The sequence below is a fragment of the Fibrivirga algicola genome (assembly GCF_011742925.1).
GTDB lineage: Bacteria > Bacteroidota > Bacteroidia > Cytophagales > Spirosomataceae > Fibrella > Fibrella algicola.
In genome coordinates this window covers 374,526-392,994 of sequence record NZ_WAEL01000005.1, presented here as the reverse complement: position 1 = coordinate 392,994, position 18,469 = coordinate 374,526, and the positions used below count along the sequence as shown (strand labels likewise).

Here is an 18,469-nt window from a genome sequence, read left to right as displayed (position 1 = left end):
GGCCTCTTTTGCAAGGGGATTAAGCACTACGACTTATTCGCTCAGCAGCACTTTCCAGGTACGTTGCTGATCACCCTGGCTAAGTTTAAGGATGTAGAAACCACGGGTCAGCTCACCTACGGATAGTTTTAGCAGATTTTCTCCCGCGTTCACAGTCTGGTTAGTCATCTGCACCGGAACACCCGCTGCGCTAACTACCTGTATTGTAGCGGTACCGGCAGTATTTGTAAAGTACCGAACGTTCAGCTCATCACGGGCGGGCACGGGGAACACCACCGACTGCTGTAACACAGGCTCTTCTGCCGACGCCAACCGACCACTTCCGGTCGCGGGGTACAGACGTATTTGCGGAATGACCTGCTGTGCCTGACCTGGGTACGTCCACCGCAGGCGAGCCACGGCCCCTACTGCGCTTTCGTAATACTCCATCCGGATGCTGTATTTCTGACCGGCAACCAACGCTATGCTCGTGCTGTTGGATGTGTTTGGTGCGTGGTCGATCCAGTCGTTGATTACCTGCACGCCATTCACCCATAGTCGAACACCGTCGTCGGCGATGGTCGTAAACGTGTAGTTGCCTGTCACAGGAGCCTCAACCTGACCCGTCCAGCGAACGGAGTAACTGTCTGCTCCTACACCCGAACCGGGTGACCCATTGCCCCAATCGAAATCGACAACCGCATCGGTACGGCTGAATACGGCCGGCGCGGTAAGGGTTTTATTGTTGAAGTAGTCGCCCCGCAAGCCAGTGCCTGTTCCGGTAGGTGCAGTTGGTACGGTAACTACGGTTCCATTGTCGACCCGGAAGAAAGCCGAGGCTGGGATAGCCTGCTTGCTGATACCCGGCCCGCTGTAACTTACCGACAGGGTTTGCCCGCCGCCACCTTCAAAATACGGAATAGTGATAGCGTGTCGACCGGCTTTCAGGCCAATGGTACCCGACCGCTCCTGCTCAGGGTGGCCTCCGTCGTTGTTAACCACTTCAGTAGTCCCGATAAAGAGCTTGCTGCCATCGTCAGAGTTGGTATAGAAGGTATACACCCCGTCGGTAGGTACATTCACAAAACCTTGGAACTGCAGACCGAAATTATCATCCCGCCCCCGAACGCTGACATCCGGTACGGTTGCAAGACCCGAACGAACCGGAGTCAATGATGCGAAGTTGGGCAGCGTATTCCAGCTTCCTTCGTAGTACGTATAGCCGATACCCGACACTGCGTTAGCCGGATTCTCGGGATCACGCAGCACAACGGTAGTAGGTGGCGGTGTTTCAACGCCAACCCGGAAGAAAGCCGAGGCTGGGATAGCCTGCTTGCTGATACCCGGCCCGCTGTAACTTACCGACAGGGTTTGCCCGCCGCCACCTTCAAAATACGGAATAGTGATAGCGTGTCGACCGGCTTTCAGGCCAATGGTACCCGACCGCTCCTGCTCAGGGTGGCCTCCGTCGTTGTTAACCACCTCGGTGGTGCCGATAAAGAGCTTGCTGCCGTCGTCAGAGTTGGTATAGAAGGTATATACTCCGTCGGTAGGTACGTTCACAAAGCCTTTGAATTGCAAGCCAAAATTATCTTCCTGATTTCGGGGCGTCAAATCTACCTGGGCAATCGTGCCTTTTTTAATTGCGCTGAGGGCGTTAAAATCAGGCAGTGAAGACCAGTTGCCTTCGTAATAACTGAAATCCAGTCCGGTAACGGCGTTGGCTGGGTTCTCCGGATCGCGTAGCGCAACTGGGGCTGGTGGCGGTGGCGTCTCGCTGGTTGTCTTGAACAGCACAACCGAGGTGAACGGAGCCAGCGTGATCTGGTCGGTGTAAAGTGTGTTGCGGGCATCACGATAAGAAGCCCCCAGCGAGATGGTTTTGCTCTGGCTACCATCATTGTACTCGAACCGAATAAAATCGTCGGGGTTCTGCGCTGTACGGGTAGCTTCCTGCAACTGTACGTTATCGACCCAAAGCGTTTTGCCGTCCTCTTTCACCTGAAACACCAGGATAGATGATGCCTCGCTGGCGTTGGCCGTAAAAGAGAGTTCGTAACGCTGCCGACCCGTTCCAACGGCAATCACTGACCGGCTGTCGAGATCACGGTACGATCCGGTTTTCTGACGTAGGAACACTTCGATCCGCTTATCGGTCCCCGATGCAATGGCATCGAATGTGAGGAGGTACGACTGGTTCTGATTCACGGAACCGATATCTTTCGACGCCAGCACATACGAATCTGTTTTGCCCGACGCAGTAGGGAAGGCAATACTTAGGCTACCGCCGTCGAGCCGGTTTGTATTATCCCAGGTTATCCGCGCATTACCGTAAGGTCCCCATGAGTCCCAGCCTTCGCTATTGCTGCTATATGTCTGGTTGAGTTTGAACACGCCGTTTCCTTTTGTCGAGAACGGAGTATAGGTAATGGGGCTATTCTGCGAATTAAGGTCTTTACCATAACGCGATTGCCACTCAGACAAGCTCAGATCAGCCCCGGTAACACCTGTGCCGGGGTTGCTCACTACCCGAAGTTTGAACTGGTCGTCGAAGGGGCGAGCGTACACGTTGTTGTCGAACGTACCAAAGTTGGCGATATCGTTGAGGTGCGTTTCGTATTTGGTTACGATCTGCCCCGGAATCCGACTTACCAGCACGTTATTCTGGATAGTGTTGCCACTAGGCGAGCAACCTCCATTACGGCTATTAACCGCCAGTTGCGCCTCGCCGTTATTGAATGACGTATTGTTGATCAACTGCGCTCCGATAGAGCCGTGCATGAAAATACCTAGTCCGTGCACATTGAATACTGTGTTGTCACGAATAACGACGCTGGTGGTGCAATCATCGAGGAAAATGCCGTTAGCACCCGAATACGCACCGCCGGGGGTACCTTCTGGTGCGCCGAACCCGTTGAAGACAATGTTGCTCAGGATATTCACATTGTTCATAGCCTGCCGGTTACCATTCCAGATGTACAACCCGCCGCCATCACTTTTGGTAAGGCAAAAGTTCGACACCCGGTTACGCTGAACAGTAGTGCCGCTTGAGAAACTAATGCCATTGTAGCCAATCTGCTCAACCACGTTGTTTTCGATGGTTACCCGATCAGATGAAACCGAGTTGAACCCGATGTAGGTGCCGTCGCCATCTTTGCCGCGGCCAGGCACCAGCCCGATGCGCCGCAGGGTGTTGCCCCGGAACGTAAAGTTTTGATATCCCGTAACAGACACACCATTGTTGTTTACCTCCTCGATCAGATTGTTCTCGATCAGAATGGTATTGCCGCTTCCCCGGGCAATCATGGCATCTTCACCCGAACTGGTAATGTCGTTGCCAGACAATGAAATAGCTACGCCGTTTTCGATCAGTACGCCCGTATTGATGGTTTGGGTCACGTTCAGGTTACGCACTGCTACATTGTTCACGCCCGAGATGCTGATTCCTGACGCAAAAGCAGTAGCCGTAATCAGCTGGTTGTTTGGGCTTTCTTCCGAATAGATTCGGAGGGTCTTGTTGCTGGGGTTATAGTACCATTCGCCGGTCTGGTCGAGGGTGGCGGGGTGGTTCTGAATGAAATAGCCCCAGTTGTCGGTGAAGTCGTAGGAGTTCGGGTGATTAACCGTCACCGTATTGCCGCTTTGTTGCGTGATTGTGCTGCGGTTGATAATCCACTGCACAGGCCGGTCAACAACTTCCCCTCCTACAAAATTGGCAGGTAATCCTTCTTTACCGGTTAATTGCGTTTTACCGCTGTGCGATTGAATAGTGAGGTAACCCCGGTTAGGTGCGTCGAGGTTGGGGTATCGGCCCAGAGGTAGCACCGCTCCGTTGCGATACACGCCCGTCACCTGACTGCCCAATACCGACGCATCGGCTTGCCATACATTGCCGCCAATGTTGTTCCAGTTGCCAATGGGAACTGAGCCCGCAATGACAGGCTTGTTTCCTGAGCCGTACGCATCGAACACAATGGGTTGCGACGACGTACCTGACCGGCGGATTTGCAACGTACCCCGGAAGGTATCGCCGCGGCGCAGAAGGACCTGATCACCAGGTTGCAGTGCAAGGGAATTTACCTTATTGATCGATTGAAATGGGGCGTCGGTAGAGCGACCTGTGTTACTGTCGTTACCGGAGCTGGCTACGTAGTATGTAGTTTGAGCCTGGGCGATGGCTGAAAGACCGATCAACCCGGTGAAGAACAGCGCTTTGTGTATAGGGTACATTAAACTTTTTTTCACACTATAGGCAGTCTTAAGTTGAATAAATAAGTAAGTAGTCTAACCAACTCTACAAATTGTCCAGACTACGCCAACTATGTAAAACTACCCCAGCTCTATCAATTTACCAATTCTATAGACTATAATACAGTTTATCAAATAAGTATAATTATCCCGGCTTATAATAAGGTTTTAACCGTATAACTCATTTTATCAAGATCCTATTCAGGGTAAAATGAGCTATACGATCAAAAATGCCAGTCTGTTGTTATTCAATAGATTACGCGCCCGTTTTACCTAGGAAGAGGCTTGCCAATAAGCCTGTACATCGAACGGGATTAACTAGCTATGTGACTGCGTTTTACGTGCAATAAGATGATCAACATATGTAAATTAAGTCAAATTTTAATCTCAGAACCTGTCAGACTTAGCTTACTAAGCCCTCAAGAGCGGCCCATGTGCACTGCGTTTCCAGTTCTGGTCGATTCATAAATGGCCTGAAACAGCTCGACAACCCGACGGCCATCGTGCGCTGTAATAGCAGGCTGCGTCTGGGTACGTACCGCCTGGCAGAAATCAGCGAGTTGCTGAGAGAAATAGTAAGTCAGGGCATCGGTCTGACCAAAAAAAGCATGGTCTTCAGCCTGATAAACGGCTAGTTGATCTTCCTCACCGCTGATGGTCCAGAGGTCGTTGATGGGCGGCTCCTGAATACCCGATCGTCCGGCGATGAACATGCTGCCACCATCTGTCTGCACACCCACCGACGCGCCATTCTGTCCGTGAATGTGTACTTTACCGTATAGACCCGGTTTCTGGCTGTTGCTGGCGACGATGTTACCAATGCCGCCGTTTTTGAACTGTACAATGGCTGCTGCCGTATCTTCAACCTCAATGTACGGGTGGTTTACGTTGCGCCAGACGCCATACACCGATTCGACCTCGCCCATGTACCAGAGCAACAGATCGAGCTGATGCGGTGCCTGATTGACCAGCACGCCGCCCCCCTCATGTGCCCAGGAGCCCCGCCACGGATCGCTGCCGTAATAGGCTTCGTCGCGCCAGCCGAGCATCTGCACCATACCCAGAGCCGGTGCTCCTAGTTTCCCAGTGTCGATCGCCTGCCGAATACGCTGGCAGGGGGCATAAAAGCGGCGCTGGCTGATTACACTAAGCGTCTTGCCGGTTCGTTCAGCGGTGGCAATCATCACATCGCAGTCGTCGAGTGAAGCGGCCAGTGGCTTTTCGACCAGCACGCTGGCGCCGGCTTCCATAGCTGCAACGGCCGGTTCGCGGTGGTTGGGGTGCGGCGTGAGCACTACGCAAACATCTACGCCCTCGCGGTTAACCATCTCGGCCACGTCGGTATAGGGGTTGATGCCGTACTGGTTGGCGAAAGCAGCGGTTTTCTGTTCGTTGCGGCCACAAACAGCTACTAGCTGAACGCCAGGTGTTTGTTGCGTAGCCCGGGCGTGAAGGTGCGCTACTTTACCGGGACCAATGAGCGCGATGCGGAGAAGGGTTGACATAATCGAGTGAAACGTTGGCCGATGTTCCTTCGGTAGAAATCGACATCTTGCACAAAGAAAACGATACACGGATTGTGTAGTACGCAGATTTAGCGGATTTAACGGATCGACGCTGGTTTTAGAACAAGCAGCGCAATGCCTTTTACCGCCACGATACTGCGTCGATCCGTTCAATCCGCCAACTCTGCGTACCCTACTCTTATGCGCCTTCGCTCACTCGACGCCTTTCGCGGTCTCACCGTTGCCGGCATGATTCTGGTCAACAATCCTGGCGACTGGGGCCATATTTATGCTCCGCTACGGCATGCTCCCTGGAACGGCTGGACACCCACCGATCTTATTTTCCCATTTTTTCTATTCATCGTTGGCGTGTCGATTACGTTTGCCGTAAAACCAGCCTATGACCTCTACGGGCAAGCCGATGATGGCGCCGGTGCCGTAGCGAAAATTGTGAAGCGGGGGCTGATCCTGTTTGGATTGGGGCTCTTTTTGAATCTCTTTCCCCGCTTCGATTTTAGCAGCGTTCGTATCATGGGCGTATTGCAGCGGATTGGGCTTGTATATATAGCCTGCGCTCTGATTTACCGCAGAACAACGCCCCAGCAACAGTTCACCCTGACGGCTTTGATTCTGCTCAGCTATTACCTGCTCATGACAGCACTTCCGGTTCCGGGCGTTGGGTATGCTAATTTGGAGCCCGAAACCAACCTCGCCGCCTGGGTTGACTTCACCGTGCTGACACCCGCCCATGTGTACCGCCCAGCCCGAGTTTGGGACCCCGAAGGACTACTGAGCACGTTTCCGGCGGTGGCCACGGCCCTGCTAGGCGTACTGACGGGCCATTGGCTGCATGCTAAGGACTACGGCTCGGCCGTGCGGGAAAGCCAGAAAGCACTTTTCCTCTTCCTGGCGGGCGTTGCGCTGGCCGTGCTGGGTACGTTGCTCAACCCTGCGTTCCCCATTAACAAAGCCCTCTGGACTAGCTCCTATGTGCTGCTGGCGGGTGGACTTGCCATGTGCGGATTGGCTATTTTCTACTACCTGGTCGATGTTCGGAGAGGCCTCCGCTGGAACGGTGTATTAGTTGCGTTTGGGGTCAACCCCATCACTGTGTTCTTTCTGTCGGGACTCATTCCGCGCATCATGAGCCTGTTTATGCTGCCTAACCCTGACGGAGGTAACGATGAAGTGGGTTTGAAAGAATACCTCTATCGGGGTTTTATCACACCGCTTTTTTCCGATCCAACGATGGCTTCGCTGGCGGGAGCGCTTACGTTTGTAGCGATCTGGGCGGTTATTCTTTGGATCATGTACAAACGCCGGATCATTATTAAGGTGTAAATAGGCGCGACAAGGCAGTAAACTACGCATATGCCTATTGAACCCTGATAATAAGTAGATTAGCCACTCAATCATGAATCTTGCTTAATTCCACCTACCTGTTGGTGTTTCAGGCCGTTAACTGGTATGTTTAGGGCTCACATGTATCCTAATTGCCTGATGAACATCACCTTGTCTACCCGCCGACTATCGTGGGCCCTTCTTTTAGCTCTTCCCCTCTGGTTCGGCGCCTGTAGCAAGAGCACAACTGACGTAACTCCTAATTCCATTGAGGGCTCGTGGCGCCTCACCGGCTATACCATCGACCCGGCCATTGACCTCGCTGGTAATGGCACGAAAACCAATGACATCTTAGGGTATTACGCCTTGTTGCCAGGTGGTTCACAATATGTTGAGTGCTATAAGGCCATTACGCTTACGTTTGCGGCTAGTGGCAAAATAACCGGGACTACCACTACAGCCTGCAGCGGTATTGATGCCAGTCCTTTTGCAAGCACCGCTACCTGGGCAAGCACTACCGCTGGTAAAGTAAAAATTACTGATGGTACCGATGTGCAGGAATACGATGTTAACATTAGCGGAACGACTCTGAAACTGTCGCAGACCTTTACAGACGATTTCGACGGTGATGGCAAAACCGAAAACGGTACGGTGGCGCTTGTCATGACTAAAGCCTAGACAGCCAGTAACTGATAGCCGCGGCGTGCTGTGCAGGAACAACCTGCCAGCACGCCGCGGCTGTTTGTAAGAATCCGCAACGAAACAATTCTAATCCTATCGGTCGGTTGCTCTGTTACCAATTGGCGAATTAATCCCACAGGTATAACAGGCACTACCGTATGAACCACACAAGCGATGACCTCCATGGCAATGCGCCCGACTCGTCACCGGTCGCATTGCTGATTATCGACATGATCAACGATCTGGATTTTCCCGAAGGTCCCGATTTTCTGGAACCCACTTTGGCAGCAGCGAGACAGATCACTACATTGAAAGAGCGGGCTAAAAATGCTGGTATCCCCGTAGTCTATGCCAACGACAACTTTGGTAAATGGCGCTCCAATTTCGATGAGTTGCTGACACATTGCCTCACCGATGAGGTGCGGGGTAAACCAATAGTCGAACTCATTCGGCCCGATGACGATGACTACATGGTGTTGAAGCCCAAGCACTCGGCTTTTTACGCTACCACGTTGGAAACGCTGCTAACGTACCTGCAAACAACCACACTGATTATGACTGGCATCGCCGCCGATGTCTGTGTGCAGTTTTCGGCCACCGATGCCTATGTCCGCGACCTGAAGCTGATCATCCCCTCCGACTGCGTAGCGTCTGGCTCGACCGTCAATACGCAGCAATCACTTGCCTACATGCAGCGCGTCCTCAGCGCCGATATTACCCCATCAGAGAAGATTGATTTTCAGGCATTGCTGGGGTAGAACCATCCGGCCGTGGCCATTCGGGTCAATAGAGACGTAAAATCTTGCCGCACCGGAATGCCGAACCACGGCGGACCGGTCTCTACACGCGCCAGCAATATATATACGCCAGCAACGTACCTGGATTAGTGGAAGAAGAAGTAACCGAGGGCGATACCAGCGATGACACCGATGAAGTCGGCGACTAAACCGGCAACAATGGCGTAGCGTGTTTTCTTGATGCCGACCGACCCGAAATATAGAGCGACAATGTAAAACGTGGTGTCGGCAGCCCCCTGGAAAATGCAACTTAGACGTCCCACGAATGAGTCGGGACCGAATTGCTTCATGGCGTCGATCATAAGGGCGCGGGAGGCACTGCCGCTGAGCGGCCGCATCAACGCTACAGGCAAGGCGTCGGTAAAATCGGTATTAACGCCCGTAAGGCTGATCACGTACTTCATACCCCCCACCACGTAGTCCATCGCACCCGAGTTGCGAAATGCACCGATAGCGACCAACATCCCAACCAGGTAGGGAATGATTCGCACCGACGTCTCGAAACCGGCTTTGGCTCCCTCGATGAATGTGCTGAACACGTCGATCTTTTTACGGATGGCACCGATCAGAAACGTCACGATGATGCTCATCAGCAACACGTTACCCACTATTTTCGAGACTATCTCGAGACGCTCTTTAGGTAAACCGGCCAGGCCCCACAGCCCTAGCCCCAGTAACGCACTGATGCCCAGAATGCCCCCCAACACAGTAGTATTGAACAGGTTGAGGCGCTGCTTGATACCAACAATCAGAATACTGGCAACGGTAGCCACGTACGTACCGATCAGGCAGGGAATAAAAATATCCGACGGGTCGGCAGCGCCCAGAATAGCTCGCTGCGCCATGATGCCGAGCGGAATAATGGTTAGCCCCGATGTATGTAACACCAGGAACATAATCTGCGCGTTGGAGGCCGTTTCCTTATCAGGGTTCAGTTCCTGTAGGCTCTGCATGGCCTTTAACCCGAACGGGGTAGCGGCATTGTCGAGGCCGAGCATGTTGGCCGAAAAATTCATGATCATCTGTCCGTTGGCGGGGTGGTCTTTCGGCACTTCGGGGAAAAGCTTATTGAAGAATGGGCCAATAACCCGGGCAATGGCATTGATGGCACCTATCTTTTCCGCGATGTTGAGCAGACCCAGGAAGAAGGTCATAACACCGGCCAGCGGCAGAGCAATGTCCATGACCGCTACTTTCGACGAATCGAACAACCCCTCGACCAGCAGTTTAAATATTTCGGTATCGCCCAGGAAAATTAGTTTGGCAAGGGCGACGAGGAAGGCAATCAGGAAAAAAGCTACCCAGATGTAGTTAAGGGCCATGTGGTAATAAGTAAAAGCGCGAAAGAGTAAAAAGCGGTTTGCCGTTGCGGGATCAGGCCGCCGGACGGCTCTCGTTCCGCTGTAAGTTTACGACCGCAATTGCCAACAAACAATCTGTCTCATGCCCTTTCGCCTCGCTCTTTTCCTAATCGCCCATTCGTTCGTCCCCTCGCTTACGCATTGTGCGCTTGCGCAATCCGACGCGTCGATGCAAAAGCAGGGGCTGGTAAACGTGCAAACGACTGACCCCAGCGTATTGGTTGAACTGAAGTATTCGACGACTGATAATTTCGTAAAGCAGGATGTATACGGCGAGTTGACGCGGGCGTATCTGCAACCGATGGCAGCCCGCAAACTGCTTACCGCCAGCAAATGGCTGCAGGTACGTCGACCTGATCTGCGCTTGCTGATTTACGACGCAGCCCGCCCACAAGCGGCACAGTGGAAGCTCTGGAATGCCTTGCCGCAGTATTCGGAGCGGCAACGACGTACCTACGTGGCCGACCCGCGCGAAGGCTCTATTCACAGCTACGGGTGCGCAGTCGATCTGACCCTCGCCACAGCCGACGGGCGCCCACTGGATATGGGTACGCCTTACGACTTTTTCGGCCCCAAAGCGTATCCGAAACAGGAAGCGGCTCTGCTTCGATCAGGTCAGTTAACGAAGCAGCAGGTCGATAACCGACGACTACTTCGGCAGGCCATGCAGGCGGGTGGATTCATGCCCATTGAGTACGAATGGTGGCATTTCAACGCGCTCTCACGCCGGCAGGCAAAGCAGCAGTTTAAGCGTGTCGAGTGAGCGGTGCGTGGCTTTTTGCAGGCGCGATGTAGATTACCTCGCGAAACATGCAATGTGGTAGCGCTATTGCAGGGCAATATTCCGGCCCTCTACTTCGGGCGACGGATTGTGAGTAAGGGGTATCGTGGGAATGGGGTCGCGGCGAAGTTGCCGGATAGCCAGCCACGTGCACCAGCAGAAACCGGCTACAATCAGCCATTCCATGACATATTCGGCCAGATACAGTGGGTTACTGAACGAGCTGAACGTGAAATACGGCTGTCCCATACGCCACCAGACCGACGGGTGGTTGGCCGCCAGCAAATTGAAGATGAGCAGAATGGTTACCTCCGTTTTAGCACGGAAATTGGTGAGGCAGAAAACGAGCGGCAGCATAAACGCAAAGGCATACACGCTAATAGCATTCTGCTGCAATACGCTCATGGCCGCGAAAATAGCGATGTAGAGCATGGGCAGATACCCAGTCAGCGCGTCGCGTTTACGTACCCAGAAAGTAGCCGCGCCAATCGTGATCAGCAGCAGCGCCAGCGTGATCCACTTGCCAATTACGCCGTTCAAACTGACGTTGCCAGCCAGCACCGGGTTCAGCACCGATCGCCAGTTGGGGGCCTTGATCTTATCACCCTCGTAGAGTGGCTGATCTAAAAACAACGTACCTGTTTTCAGATACAGCCAGATCAGCACGGGAATACCCACCAGCGCCGCCCCGGCTACAAACGACACTTTTTTGCGGGTAAGCAGAAAGAGCGGAATCATCAACAGCACAAAGGTGGCTTTTGTCAGCAGTAGGCCAACCCCCAGCGCCATACCGCCCAGAAACGCGTTCTGTCGCGTTTGCCAGAGCCACAACCCTGCCAGCGCCGCACCCCACACCAGCGTGTCTTCCTGCCCGCTAAACACGGCAAAAACGAACGAAACAGGGAGCAGGTAATAGATCAGGCAACGAAACAGCCGCTCACCCTGACTCAGTTGGGGCAGGTAAATTTTTTGGGTGAGCCAGACCGTGGCCGCTTCCAGCAGTAGCAGCGTTACCACAATAACCCGGATGTTGTCATAAATGGCCAATGGGATTGCCAGCAAATAGCCGAAGAAGGGGCTGTAGGCATTGTAGGCCTTTACATAGGGCACCTCCATGCGGGTGGCCGAATCAACGATGGGGTAAAAGCACTGCACGTCAGACTGCGGCTCGAACCCCAGCACAACGTAAACGCCCAGAAATGGCAACAGCCGGAAGAACACAAAGAAGAGCGTAAGCCAGGGTGCTTTTTTGGTCGTCAACAGTTGCTCTACACGGGTACGTTGCCAGAGTAACAGGCCAATGGCGAGTGTCAGCACCAGCGAACAAATACCTTTTACGAGAAGAATAAACATAATAAACAGTTAGGGTGCCATCGGCGTAGAAGCCGGCGGGGCAGGTTGTTCAACAGGGCCACGACTCGACGCGACCACCGCAAATCGGTCTTTAAACGACAAAAATGGTTTTTCGAAATACGTATACGACAGCCACGCCACCAGCGTAGTCATGACAAAGCTACCGACATACAGTAACGTCATAAACACCGGACTGGCCGTATCGCCGAACACCGGCGAACCTGGCCACAGGAGTAACAAGCTGTTCATACACAACGTAATCAGCAGCGGATGATACATATAGAGGCCGTACGAAATATCGCCCATGAACCGCGTAAGGGGGTTATCGAGCTTCACCAGCGACGCCGGATTACCCGCCAGGTTCAACAGCATGAAGCAGAAAAACAGGGCGTAGAACTCGTAGTTGAAGCCCAGCGGACGAATGCTGAAGGCAATACAAACGGTCAGTACGCTGTACACGGCAATCTGCACATCTCGGCGAAATACGTAGTCCAGAACGCGATGCCGCGAGAAAAGCAGCCATGCCCCCACTCCGCCAATGGCCATGCAGCCAATGCGAAACTGAGCCAGAAAGAAGGCCAGCAACACAAACGGTGATTGCCGCGACTCTTCGCCCAGATAAACCGGGCGGGCCACAAAGCGTTCGTAGAGGAACCAGAGCGCCAGAACGCTCAGAATACTCAGCACAATTTTCAGCACGCGCTTCGGGTTGTTGCTCATCACCAGCCACGGCCACATCAGGTAAAACTGCTCTTCCACCCCAATCGACCACGTATGCGACACCATGGGTACGTTGTCGAACAGGGCCAGGGCAATGTTGGGGAGCACCATGCCGTACACCAGCAGTTTAAGGCCAAACTGATTGTAGACATCGCCCATCACCGGGGGCGTGTGCAAAATGGGCAGCAGCGGCCAGACCAGCAGGCCCAGAAAAACAACCAGAAAATACAGCGGCCAGATGCGCAGCACCCGCCGGATGTAAAACTTACGAATGGCGATTTTGCCCGTTTTCTGCTTCTCGGCCAGCAACAGGTACGTGATCAGAAAGCCACTCAGCACAAAAAACAAGGCTACGCCCAACCGACCCAGCTGATACACAAACGGCCGCGCCCAGAGGTCGTCCCGACCAAACAAATACACCGTTTTGTACTCTTCAATATGGTGCACAATCACCGCCGACGCAGCAATGAATCGCACACCGTTAAAGCCCTTAAAGTAAATAGGGTTAGACGCTTGAGCCATACAGACTTGATACAGAATCCAGTTTTGGACACTACAAAACTACTCGAACGTACCCAGACCGGCGTTGACTCGGCCGAAGTTTTCGGCCGGTTACTGATGCATCGGCTCTCTCAAAGCGAGAAGGCTACGTACTGATTCCCTTTTTTGGTGCCCAGTTTTCCGCCGCCACAGGCAATTACAACGTACTGCTTTCCGTCGACCTGGTACACGCTTGGCGTAGCGTGGCCCGCAGCGGGGAGCGTAGTTTGCCAAACCACCTTGCCGGTTTTAGTATCAAATGCCCGGAACTGCTCGTCTTTTGTAGCGGCAATAAAGAGCAGGCCACTGGCCGTTACTGCCGGGCCACCATAGTTTTCGGTACCGGTAGTCACGCCGCCGTTTTTGTCAGAAACAGCTTTTACATCGCCCAGCGGCACCTGCCAGCGGTGTTTGCCGGTGTTCAGGTCAATAGCGGTAAGTGTACCCCAGGGCGGCGCAATGGCCGGCATTCCCTGGCTGTCGACAAAGCGATTGTAGCCGGTGATCTTATACGGCTGCTCAGGGGCCTTCGTGCTCGCTTTGGCAACAGCTGGCCTGGCACCAACTTCTTTTTTCTCCTGATCGAACAGGAATGACAGCAGTGCCTGCTTTTCTTCGCCCGAAAGCTGCGGAAAACCCGGCATCATACCTTTACCCCCGCTGATAATCTGCGACACATACGCTCGATCGCGCCGGGTGCCAAGATCGACCAGCGACGGAAACCCACTTTTGGGGTTGCCCTTTCGCTCGGGACCATGGCAGGTCTGGCAGTTAACCGTATAGACGCGTTGACCGGGGCTGAGGTGGGCCAGTTCATCTTGTTTCGGTGTGGCCTTCAGCTTGAAAATCCAGGCCATCTCGTTGGCGTTTACGTACAGCGTACCGTTCGGGTCGGCGGCCGATCCGCCCCATTCAGCTCCACCGTCGCAGCCGGGAAACAGCAACGTACCCGTGGTCTGGTTGAGTGGCGCAAAAGGGCGGTGATCGATCGTGTTGAACAACGTCCGAATCGAGTCTTTATCGACCGAATACGCGTTGAGCTCATGTACCGTCAACGATTGACGGGCAAACGGCGCGGGCAACGTCGGAATAGGCTGCGTGGGCCAGGCTGCCTCACCCGGCATGTCAGAGGGCAGCATCGGCACCTCCTGGATCGGAAATACAGGTTTACCCGTTGCCCGCTCGAACACATACACGTAGCCCGTTTTGGTTGTTTGCGCTACTACATCGATCAACTGTCCGTTTTTCCGAACGGTCATCAGCGTAGGCGGGGCAGGCAAGTCGCGATCCCAGATATCGTGGTGCATAAACTGAAAATGCCATAGCCGTTTACCCGTACGGGCGTCGAGGGCCAGCAAACAGTTGGCGTACAGATTTGCCCCTTTTCGGTTGCCGCCGTAAAAATCGAAGGAGGCCGAGCCGGTGGGTACGTACACGATCTGCCGCTTAGCGTCGTAGGCCATACCCGCCCAGCAGTTGGCCCCGCCAATGGCTGGATTCTTGTAGGCGTCTTTCGGCCAGGTATCATAGCCCGCCTCGTTCGGATGCGGAATGGTCCGAAACGTCCAGACCAGCTTGCCTGTCTGCACATCGAACGCCCGAACATGTCCCGGTGCCGCTCCCGCTTCTTCCGATACCCGAACGGGCATAATGATCAGGTTACCGGCAATAGTACCGGGCGTGTTCGAGATTATAAACTTCTCTGCGTTGTCGGGGCCTAATCCCGCATGCAGGTCAACATGCCCGCCCTCGCCAAAGCCGGGAATGGGCTTACCCGTGCGGGCATCCAGCGCATACAGGTTGCTGCCGAGCGTGTAGAGAATACGGCGATCGGCTTTATCGGGACTTTGCCAAAAGGCCACCCCCCGGCTGGTGCTGTGCCACGCCTTGAGCGCATCGCCGAACCGCCACAACTCGCGACCAGTAGTGGCATCGAGTGCAAAAGCCTGCACCGCCGCCGTAACGCCATACAACACCCCATCGACTACTAGCGCGTTGCACTGCATCTGTCCACTATCGGGGGCACTGTAGGTCCAGGCAACGCGTAATTTCTGTACGTTTTCCGGGGTTATCTGCGTCAGTGGCGAATAGTGCGCCCGGTCTGGCCCACCCAGGTAATCGCCCCAGTTGCCCGACTGGTCGGTAGTAGCGGGTGTTAAAGAGGGTAATACAATAATAACTGAACCCACCAGAAAGGCTACGGCAAAGCAAAAAAGAAGGCGATACATAAGGGCGTCTGTTGTACTATTTCCCAAATATATAGCATAAGAAGGAGGGTATAGTATCTTGAAGAGCCAGCTTCGAGATACGTCTTAAAAGTACAACGCCCATAGCCTCGGCTGGGGACCAAGTTGCAGGGTTGGCATCGGCACTTTGATGTAGTTCAATAACCGCAACACTGATCGCATCAGGGGCTTTTTCGGTTTAAAGAGTTTAACCAGATCGATATCGGGAGCCAGATACACCTCCCACAGCCCACCCTCGCCATTTCTGATTGGGCTCCAGGTGGTAGCGTCCAGCCCGACACCAACCGATAATTGCAGCCAATCGGGCCATTTCTGCCTAAACTGGGGGCCGAATAAAAGCCTCGGCGAAAACGAGAACCAGTAGGTTTGATTAATGTAATCGTCTATCGAGAATGCCTGCGGTTCAATACCCCGGTGTTCGAAGTATTTGTCCGTTCGTTGCCAATAGCTGAACTTCAGTTGGCTATCGCGAATGAAGGTCGAGCGGCGCTGAAACATTGGCCAGAAGCCACCCAACGTACCTATCGTCACATCGGCCCAACTGAATCCGTAATTAGGAGAAAAGCCATCTTTGAACTCAATGCTTAATTGCACAAACGCCGTTGCGCCTAACGCATACCACTCGGCGCGCCGCTGCGATAAGCCCGCCCAGCGAAAACCGCTGTAGTAAACATCGGCGGTGAACACCCCACCGAGCAGGTGCCCAAACTTGTCGATGTTGCTGGCATACCGAAAATCACGACCGTCGTCGAAATGCATGCTGGTGTATCCATCACCCCACCACCTTTTTTCGAGGTATACATAGGTGGCCCCCAGCGTAAGCACCGATGAACTTAGCAGCAGGCCCGTTCGCAACCGCCGCGTTGACCGGGACAGTGTATCGGATTGGCGTATCAGTGAATCGGGTCTATTGGTAGGCGTTGCGGTTGAGTCGATACGTACTTGATTATTGGCTGGTTGGGTCACTTGCAGGGCTATAAACGGGCCATCAGCCGGAGCAAGTGCGGTAGGTAGGTGATCCTGAGAGAGACCGTGCAGGCTGTGAAACAGGCATCCGGTTAGAAGGAGCAAGCGGGATAGGGCGCTCATTGGCGGTGACGGTCATGACGATGTGGGTGCGTTAAAATTACCCGAATTTCTGCCTTGACCGCAATGAGGGAAGCTGTATATTTGCCTCTCACTAAAAATGGTATGCATGCATACTATCTGCCTCATCAACTCCGCCCACCAACTCACAACAAAAAAGCCCTCTCTGGATAGAGAAGGCTTTCTGTGCGGTGGTGATGGACGGAATCGAACCGCCGACACAAGGATTTTCAGTCCTTTGCTCTACCAACTGAGCTACATCACCGCGACGTTTGTGTTAAACGTGGGTGCAAAAGTAGGCGCCGGGGGCATGCAGCGCAAGCCTTTATGTATAAAAAAGTTTTACCAATGAACAACCTAACCGCCTTCGAGTTGACCCTTAGCCGATTAACCTGCTAAAAAATATGGAACTGATTCAACAACTAGTGTTTGCTGCGGCCCTCATTATAGCCGCAGTCGTGATTGCCCGACGGGTTAACTACATTTCCGGGGCTATAAATCTGGGCCGTCCGGAAGATCGCAGCGATAATCCCGGCGAGCGATTCAACCTGATGCTGCTCATCGCCTTCGGGCAAAAAAAGATGTTCACCAACCTCACCGTGGCCCTGATGCATCTGGTCATCTATGTTGGTTTCGTCATCATTAACCTCGAAATTCTGGAGATCATTATCGATGGCCTGCTGGGTACGCACCGGGTCTTTGCTCCTTACATTGCCCCTATTTACCCCTTCCTGATCGGCGTGTTCGAGGTGCTGGCGTTTGGCGTACTGGCCGTTTGCGTTGTGTTCCTGAGCCGTCGCTACCTGACCAAAGTAAGCCGGTTGCAACCCGAACGGCATGAAGAAATGCGCCCCCAATGGCCCCGACTCGATGCCACGCTGATCCTGATTTTTGAAATCGTACTGATGATCGCTTTCTTGACCTGGAACGCCTCCGATAGCGTATTGCGTGACCGGGGCGTAGGCCATTACGGTGAACTGAAAGGCGTAGTGCCCGATTTCCTGATCAGCCAATACCTGAAGCCGCTGTTTACCGGCCTGAGCGATGGCGGCCTGGTAGCCTACGAACGTTTTTCGTGGTGGTTCCACATCCTGGGCATTCTGTTCTTCGCTGCCTACGTAACGTACTCGAAGCACCTGCACATCGGCCTGGCTTTCCCGAATGTCTACTTCTCGGATCTGCAGCCCAAAGGCGAGATGAAGAACATGCCGACCATCACCAAAGAGGTGCAACTGGCCCTCGGCATTGAACCAACTGTGGCCATCGACGCCGTCGGTAATGCCGAACAGGCCAACGAAAATGGCGAGCAACCGTCGGATATCGGCAAATTTGGCGCGAAGGACGTACCTGACCTGTCGTGGGTCGACATCATGGGGGCGTTCTCCTGCACCCAGTGCGGCCGTTGTACTGCTGCCTGTCCGGCCAACATTACGGGCAAGAAACTGTCGCCGCGCAAAATCATGATGGATACCCGCTGGCGGGCCGAAGAAATCATGAACGGCAAGCAGAAGAACGGGGCTGACTACACTGACGACAAATCGCTCCTGGGCGACTACACCACTGTCGAGGAGATCAACGCCTGCACCACCTGTCAGGCCTGCGTCAATGCCTGCCCCGTCAACATCAATCCGTTAAACATCATCCTGCAAATGCGTCGCTTCAAGGTGATGGAAGATGCACAGGCCCCCGCTTCATGGAATGCCATGTTCAGCAACGTAGAAAACAACCAGGCCCCCTGGAAATTCTCCCCCAGTGACCGCTTCAACTGGGCCGAACAAGTCAATGAACCCTTAAAGAAATAGAGTTTGTAGTTTGCTGTTTGACGTTGCGC

General features: G+C 53.7%; 12 protein-coding genes and 1 tRNA gene. 5 read left to right on the top strand and 8 right to left on the bottom strand.

Features of this window, described 5'->3' with window-relative positions; translation table 11 throughout:
- Positions 1-33 precede the first annotated feature (33 nt).
- Both F7231_RS27445 and F7231_RS15755 read right to left on the bottom strand, forming a co-directional pair.
- On the bottom strand, positions 34-4,224 hold the full coding sequence (locus tag F7231_RS27445; protein WP_310589331.1) for a PA14 domain-containing protein: 4,191 nt from the start codon (positions 4,222-4,224) through the stop codon (positions 34-36).
- A gap of 422 nt (positions 4,225-4,646) precedes the next feature.
- Positions 4,647-5,732, bottom strand: a complete 1,086-nt coding sequence (locus F7231_RS15755; protein WP_085411250.1) for a Gfo/Idh/MocA family protein — start codon at positions 5,730-5,732, stop codon at positions 4,647-4,649.
- A gap of 201 nt (positions 5,733-5,933) precedes the next feature.
- On the opposite strand from F7231_RS15755, the gene F7231_RS15750 reads away from it, so the two are divergent.
- From F7231_RS15750 to F7231_RS15740, 3 genes are all read left to right on the top strand, one after another.
- Positions 5,934-7,073: an acyltransferase family protein gene (locus tag F7231_RS15750; RefSeq protein WP_166692570.1), complete on the top strand. Its 1,140-nt coding sequence runs from the start codon at positions 5,934-5,936 to the stop codon at positions 7,071-7,073.
- Positions 7,074-7,232: 159 nt separating this feature from the next.
- Entirely contained in the window at positions 7,233-7,751 is a 519-nt protein-coding gene (locus F7231_RS15745) for a lipocalin family protein (RefSeq protein WP_166692569.1), read from the top strand.
- Between the two features lie 161 nt (positions 7,752-7,912).
- Positions 7,913-8,512 (top strand): cysteine hydrolase family protein, encoded by a 600-nt coding sequence (locus F7231_RS15740; RefSeq protein ID WP_085411253.1) that lies wholly within the window; start codon positions 7,913-7,915, stop codon positions 8,510-8,512.
- Between the two features lie 125 nt (positions 8,513-8,637).
- On the opposite strand, the gene F7231_RS15735 is transcribed toward F7231_RS15740, so the two are convergent.
- On the bottom strand, positions 8,638-9,873 hold the full coding sequence (locus F7231_RS15735) for a spore maturation protein (RefSeq protein ID WP_085411254.1): 1,236 nt from the start codon (positions 9,871-9,873) through the stop codon (positions 8,638-8,640).
- A 121-nt stretch (positions 9,874-9,994) separates the two neighbouring features.
- Here F7231_RS15735 and F7231_RS15730 point away from each other — a divergent pair, with 121 nt between their 5' ends.
- Positions 9,995-10,675 carry a M15 family metallopeptidase gene (locus F7231_RS15730; protein WP_166692568.1) on the top strand — a complete coding sequence of 227 codons (681 nt, stop codon included), beginning with the start codon at positions 9,995-9,997 and terminating at the stop codon, positions 10,673-10,675.
- A 63-nt stretch (positions 10,676-10,738) separates the two neighbouring features.
- Here F7231_RS15730 and F7231_RS15725 read toward each other — a convergent pair whose 3' ends face one another.
- The 5 genes from F7231_RS15725 to F7231_RS15705 all read right to left on the bottom strand — a co-directional run bounded on the left by F7231_RS15725 (position 10,739) and on the right by F7231_RS15705 (position 16,903).
- Positions 10,739-12,046, bottom strand: coding sequence for a hypothetical protein (locus F7231_RS15725; RefSeq protein ID WP_166692567.1), 1,308 nt, complete (start codon positions 12,044-12,046; stop codon positions 10,739-10,741).
- A gap of 9 nt (positions 12,047-12,055) precedes the next feature.
- Positions 12,056-13,288 carry an acyltransferase family protein gene (locus F7231_RS15720; protein WP_166692566.1) on the bottom strand — a complete coding sequence of 411 codons (1,233 nt, stop codon included), beginning with the start codon at positions 13,286-13,288 and terminating at the stop codon, positions 12,056-12,058.
- Between the two features lie 110 nt (positions 13,289-13,398).
- The gene (locus F7231_RS15715; RefSeq protein WP_166692565.1) at positions 13,399-15,534 is read right to left on the bottom strand and encodes an outer membrane protein assembly factor BamB family protein; all 2,136 of its coding nucleotides are present in this window, start codon (positions 15,532-15,534) and stop codon (positions 13,399-13,401) included.
- 84 nt (positions 15,535-15,618) lie between these two features.
- On the bottom strand, positions 15,619-16,641 hold the full coding sequence (locus F7231_RS15710; protein WP_166692564.1) for a YfiM family lipoprotein: 1,023 nt from the start codon (positions 16,639-16,641) through the stop codon (positions 15,619-15,621).
- A 189-nt stretch (positions 16,642-16,830) separates the two neighbouring features.
- Positions 16,831-16,903, bottom strand: a tRNA-Phe gene (locus F7231_RS15705).
- Positions 16,904-17,042: 139 nt separating this feature from the next.
- On the opposite strand from F7231_RS15705, the gene F7231_RS15700 reads away from it, so the two are divergent.
- On the top strand, positions 17,043-18,440 hold the full coding sequence (locus tag F7231_RS15700; RefSeq protein WP_166692563.1) for a 4Fe-4S dicluster domain-containing protein: 1,398 nt from the start codon (positions 17,043-17,045) through the stop codon (positions 18,438-18,440).
- Positions 18,441-18,469: the final 29 nt, after the last annotated feature.

What these genes read in the sequence shown, in the direction of transcription:
- F7231_RS15755 (WP_085411250.1), bottom strand. Translation starts at nt 5,732, where the DNA reads ATGTCAACCCTTCTCCGCATCGCGCTCATTGGTCCCGGTAAAGTAGCG.
- F7231_RS15750 (WP_166692570.1), top strand. Translation starts at nt 5,934, where the DNA reads ATGCGCCTTCGCTCACTCGACGCCTTTCGCGGTCTCACCGTTGCCGGC.
- F7231_RS15745 (WP_166692569.1), top strand. Translation starts at nt 7,233, where the DNA reads ATGAACATCACCTTGTCTACCCGCCGACTATCGTGGGCCCTTCTTTTA.
- F7231_RS15740 (WP_085411253.1), top strand. Translation starts at nt 7,913, where the DNA reads ATGAACCACACAAGCGATGACCTCCATGGCAATGCGCCCGACTCGTCA.
- F7231_RS15735 (WP_085411254.1), bottom strand. Translation starts at nt 9,873, where the DNA reads ATGGCCCTTAACTACATCTGGGTAGCTTTTTTCCTGATTGCCTTCCTC.
- F7231_RS15730 (WP_166692568.1), top strand. Translation starts at nt 9,995, where the DNA reads ATGCCCTTTCGCCTCGCTCTTTTCCTAATCGCCCATTCGTTCGTCCCC.
- F7231_RS15725 (WP_166692567.1), bottom strand. Translation starts at nt 12,046, where the DNA reads ATGTTTATTCTTCTCGTAAAAGGTATTTGTTCGCTGGTGCTGACACTC.
- F7231_RS15720 (WP_166692566.1), bottom strand. Translation starts at nt 13,288, where the DNA reads ATGGCTCAAGCGTCTAACCCTATTTACTTTAAGGGCTTTAACGGTGTG.
- F7231_RS15715 (WP_166692565.1), bottom strand. Translation starts at nt 15,534, where the DNA reads ATGTATCGCCTTCTTTTTTGCTTTGCCGTAGCCTTTCTGGTGGGTTCA.
- F7231_RS15710 (WP_166692564.1), bottom strand. Translation starts at nt 16,641, where the DNA reads ATGAGCGCCCTATCCCGCTTGCTCCTTCTAACCGGATGCCTGTTTCAC.
- F7231_RS15700 (WP_166692563.1), top strand. Translation starts at nt 17,043, where the DNA reads ATGGAACTGATTCAACAACTAGTGTTTGCTGCGGCCCTCATTATAGCC.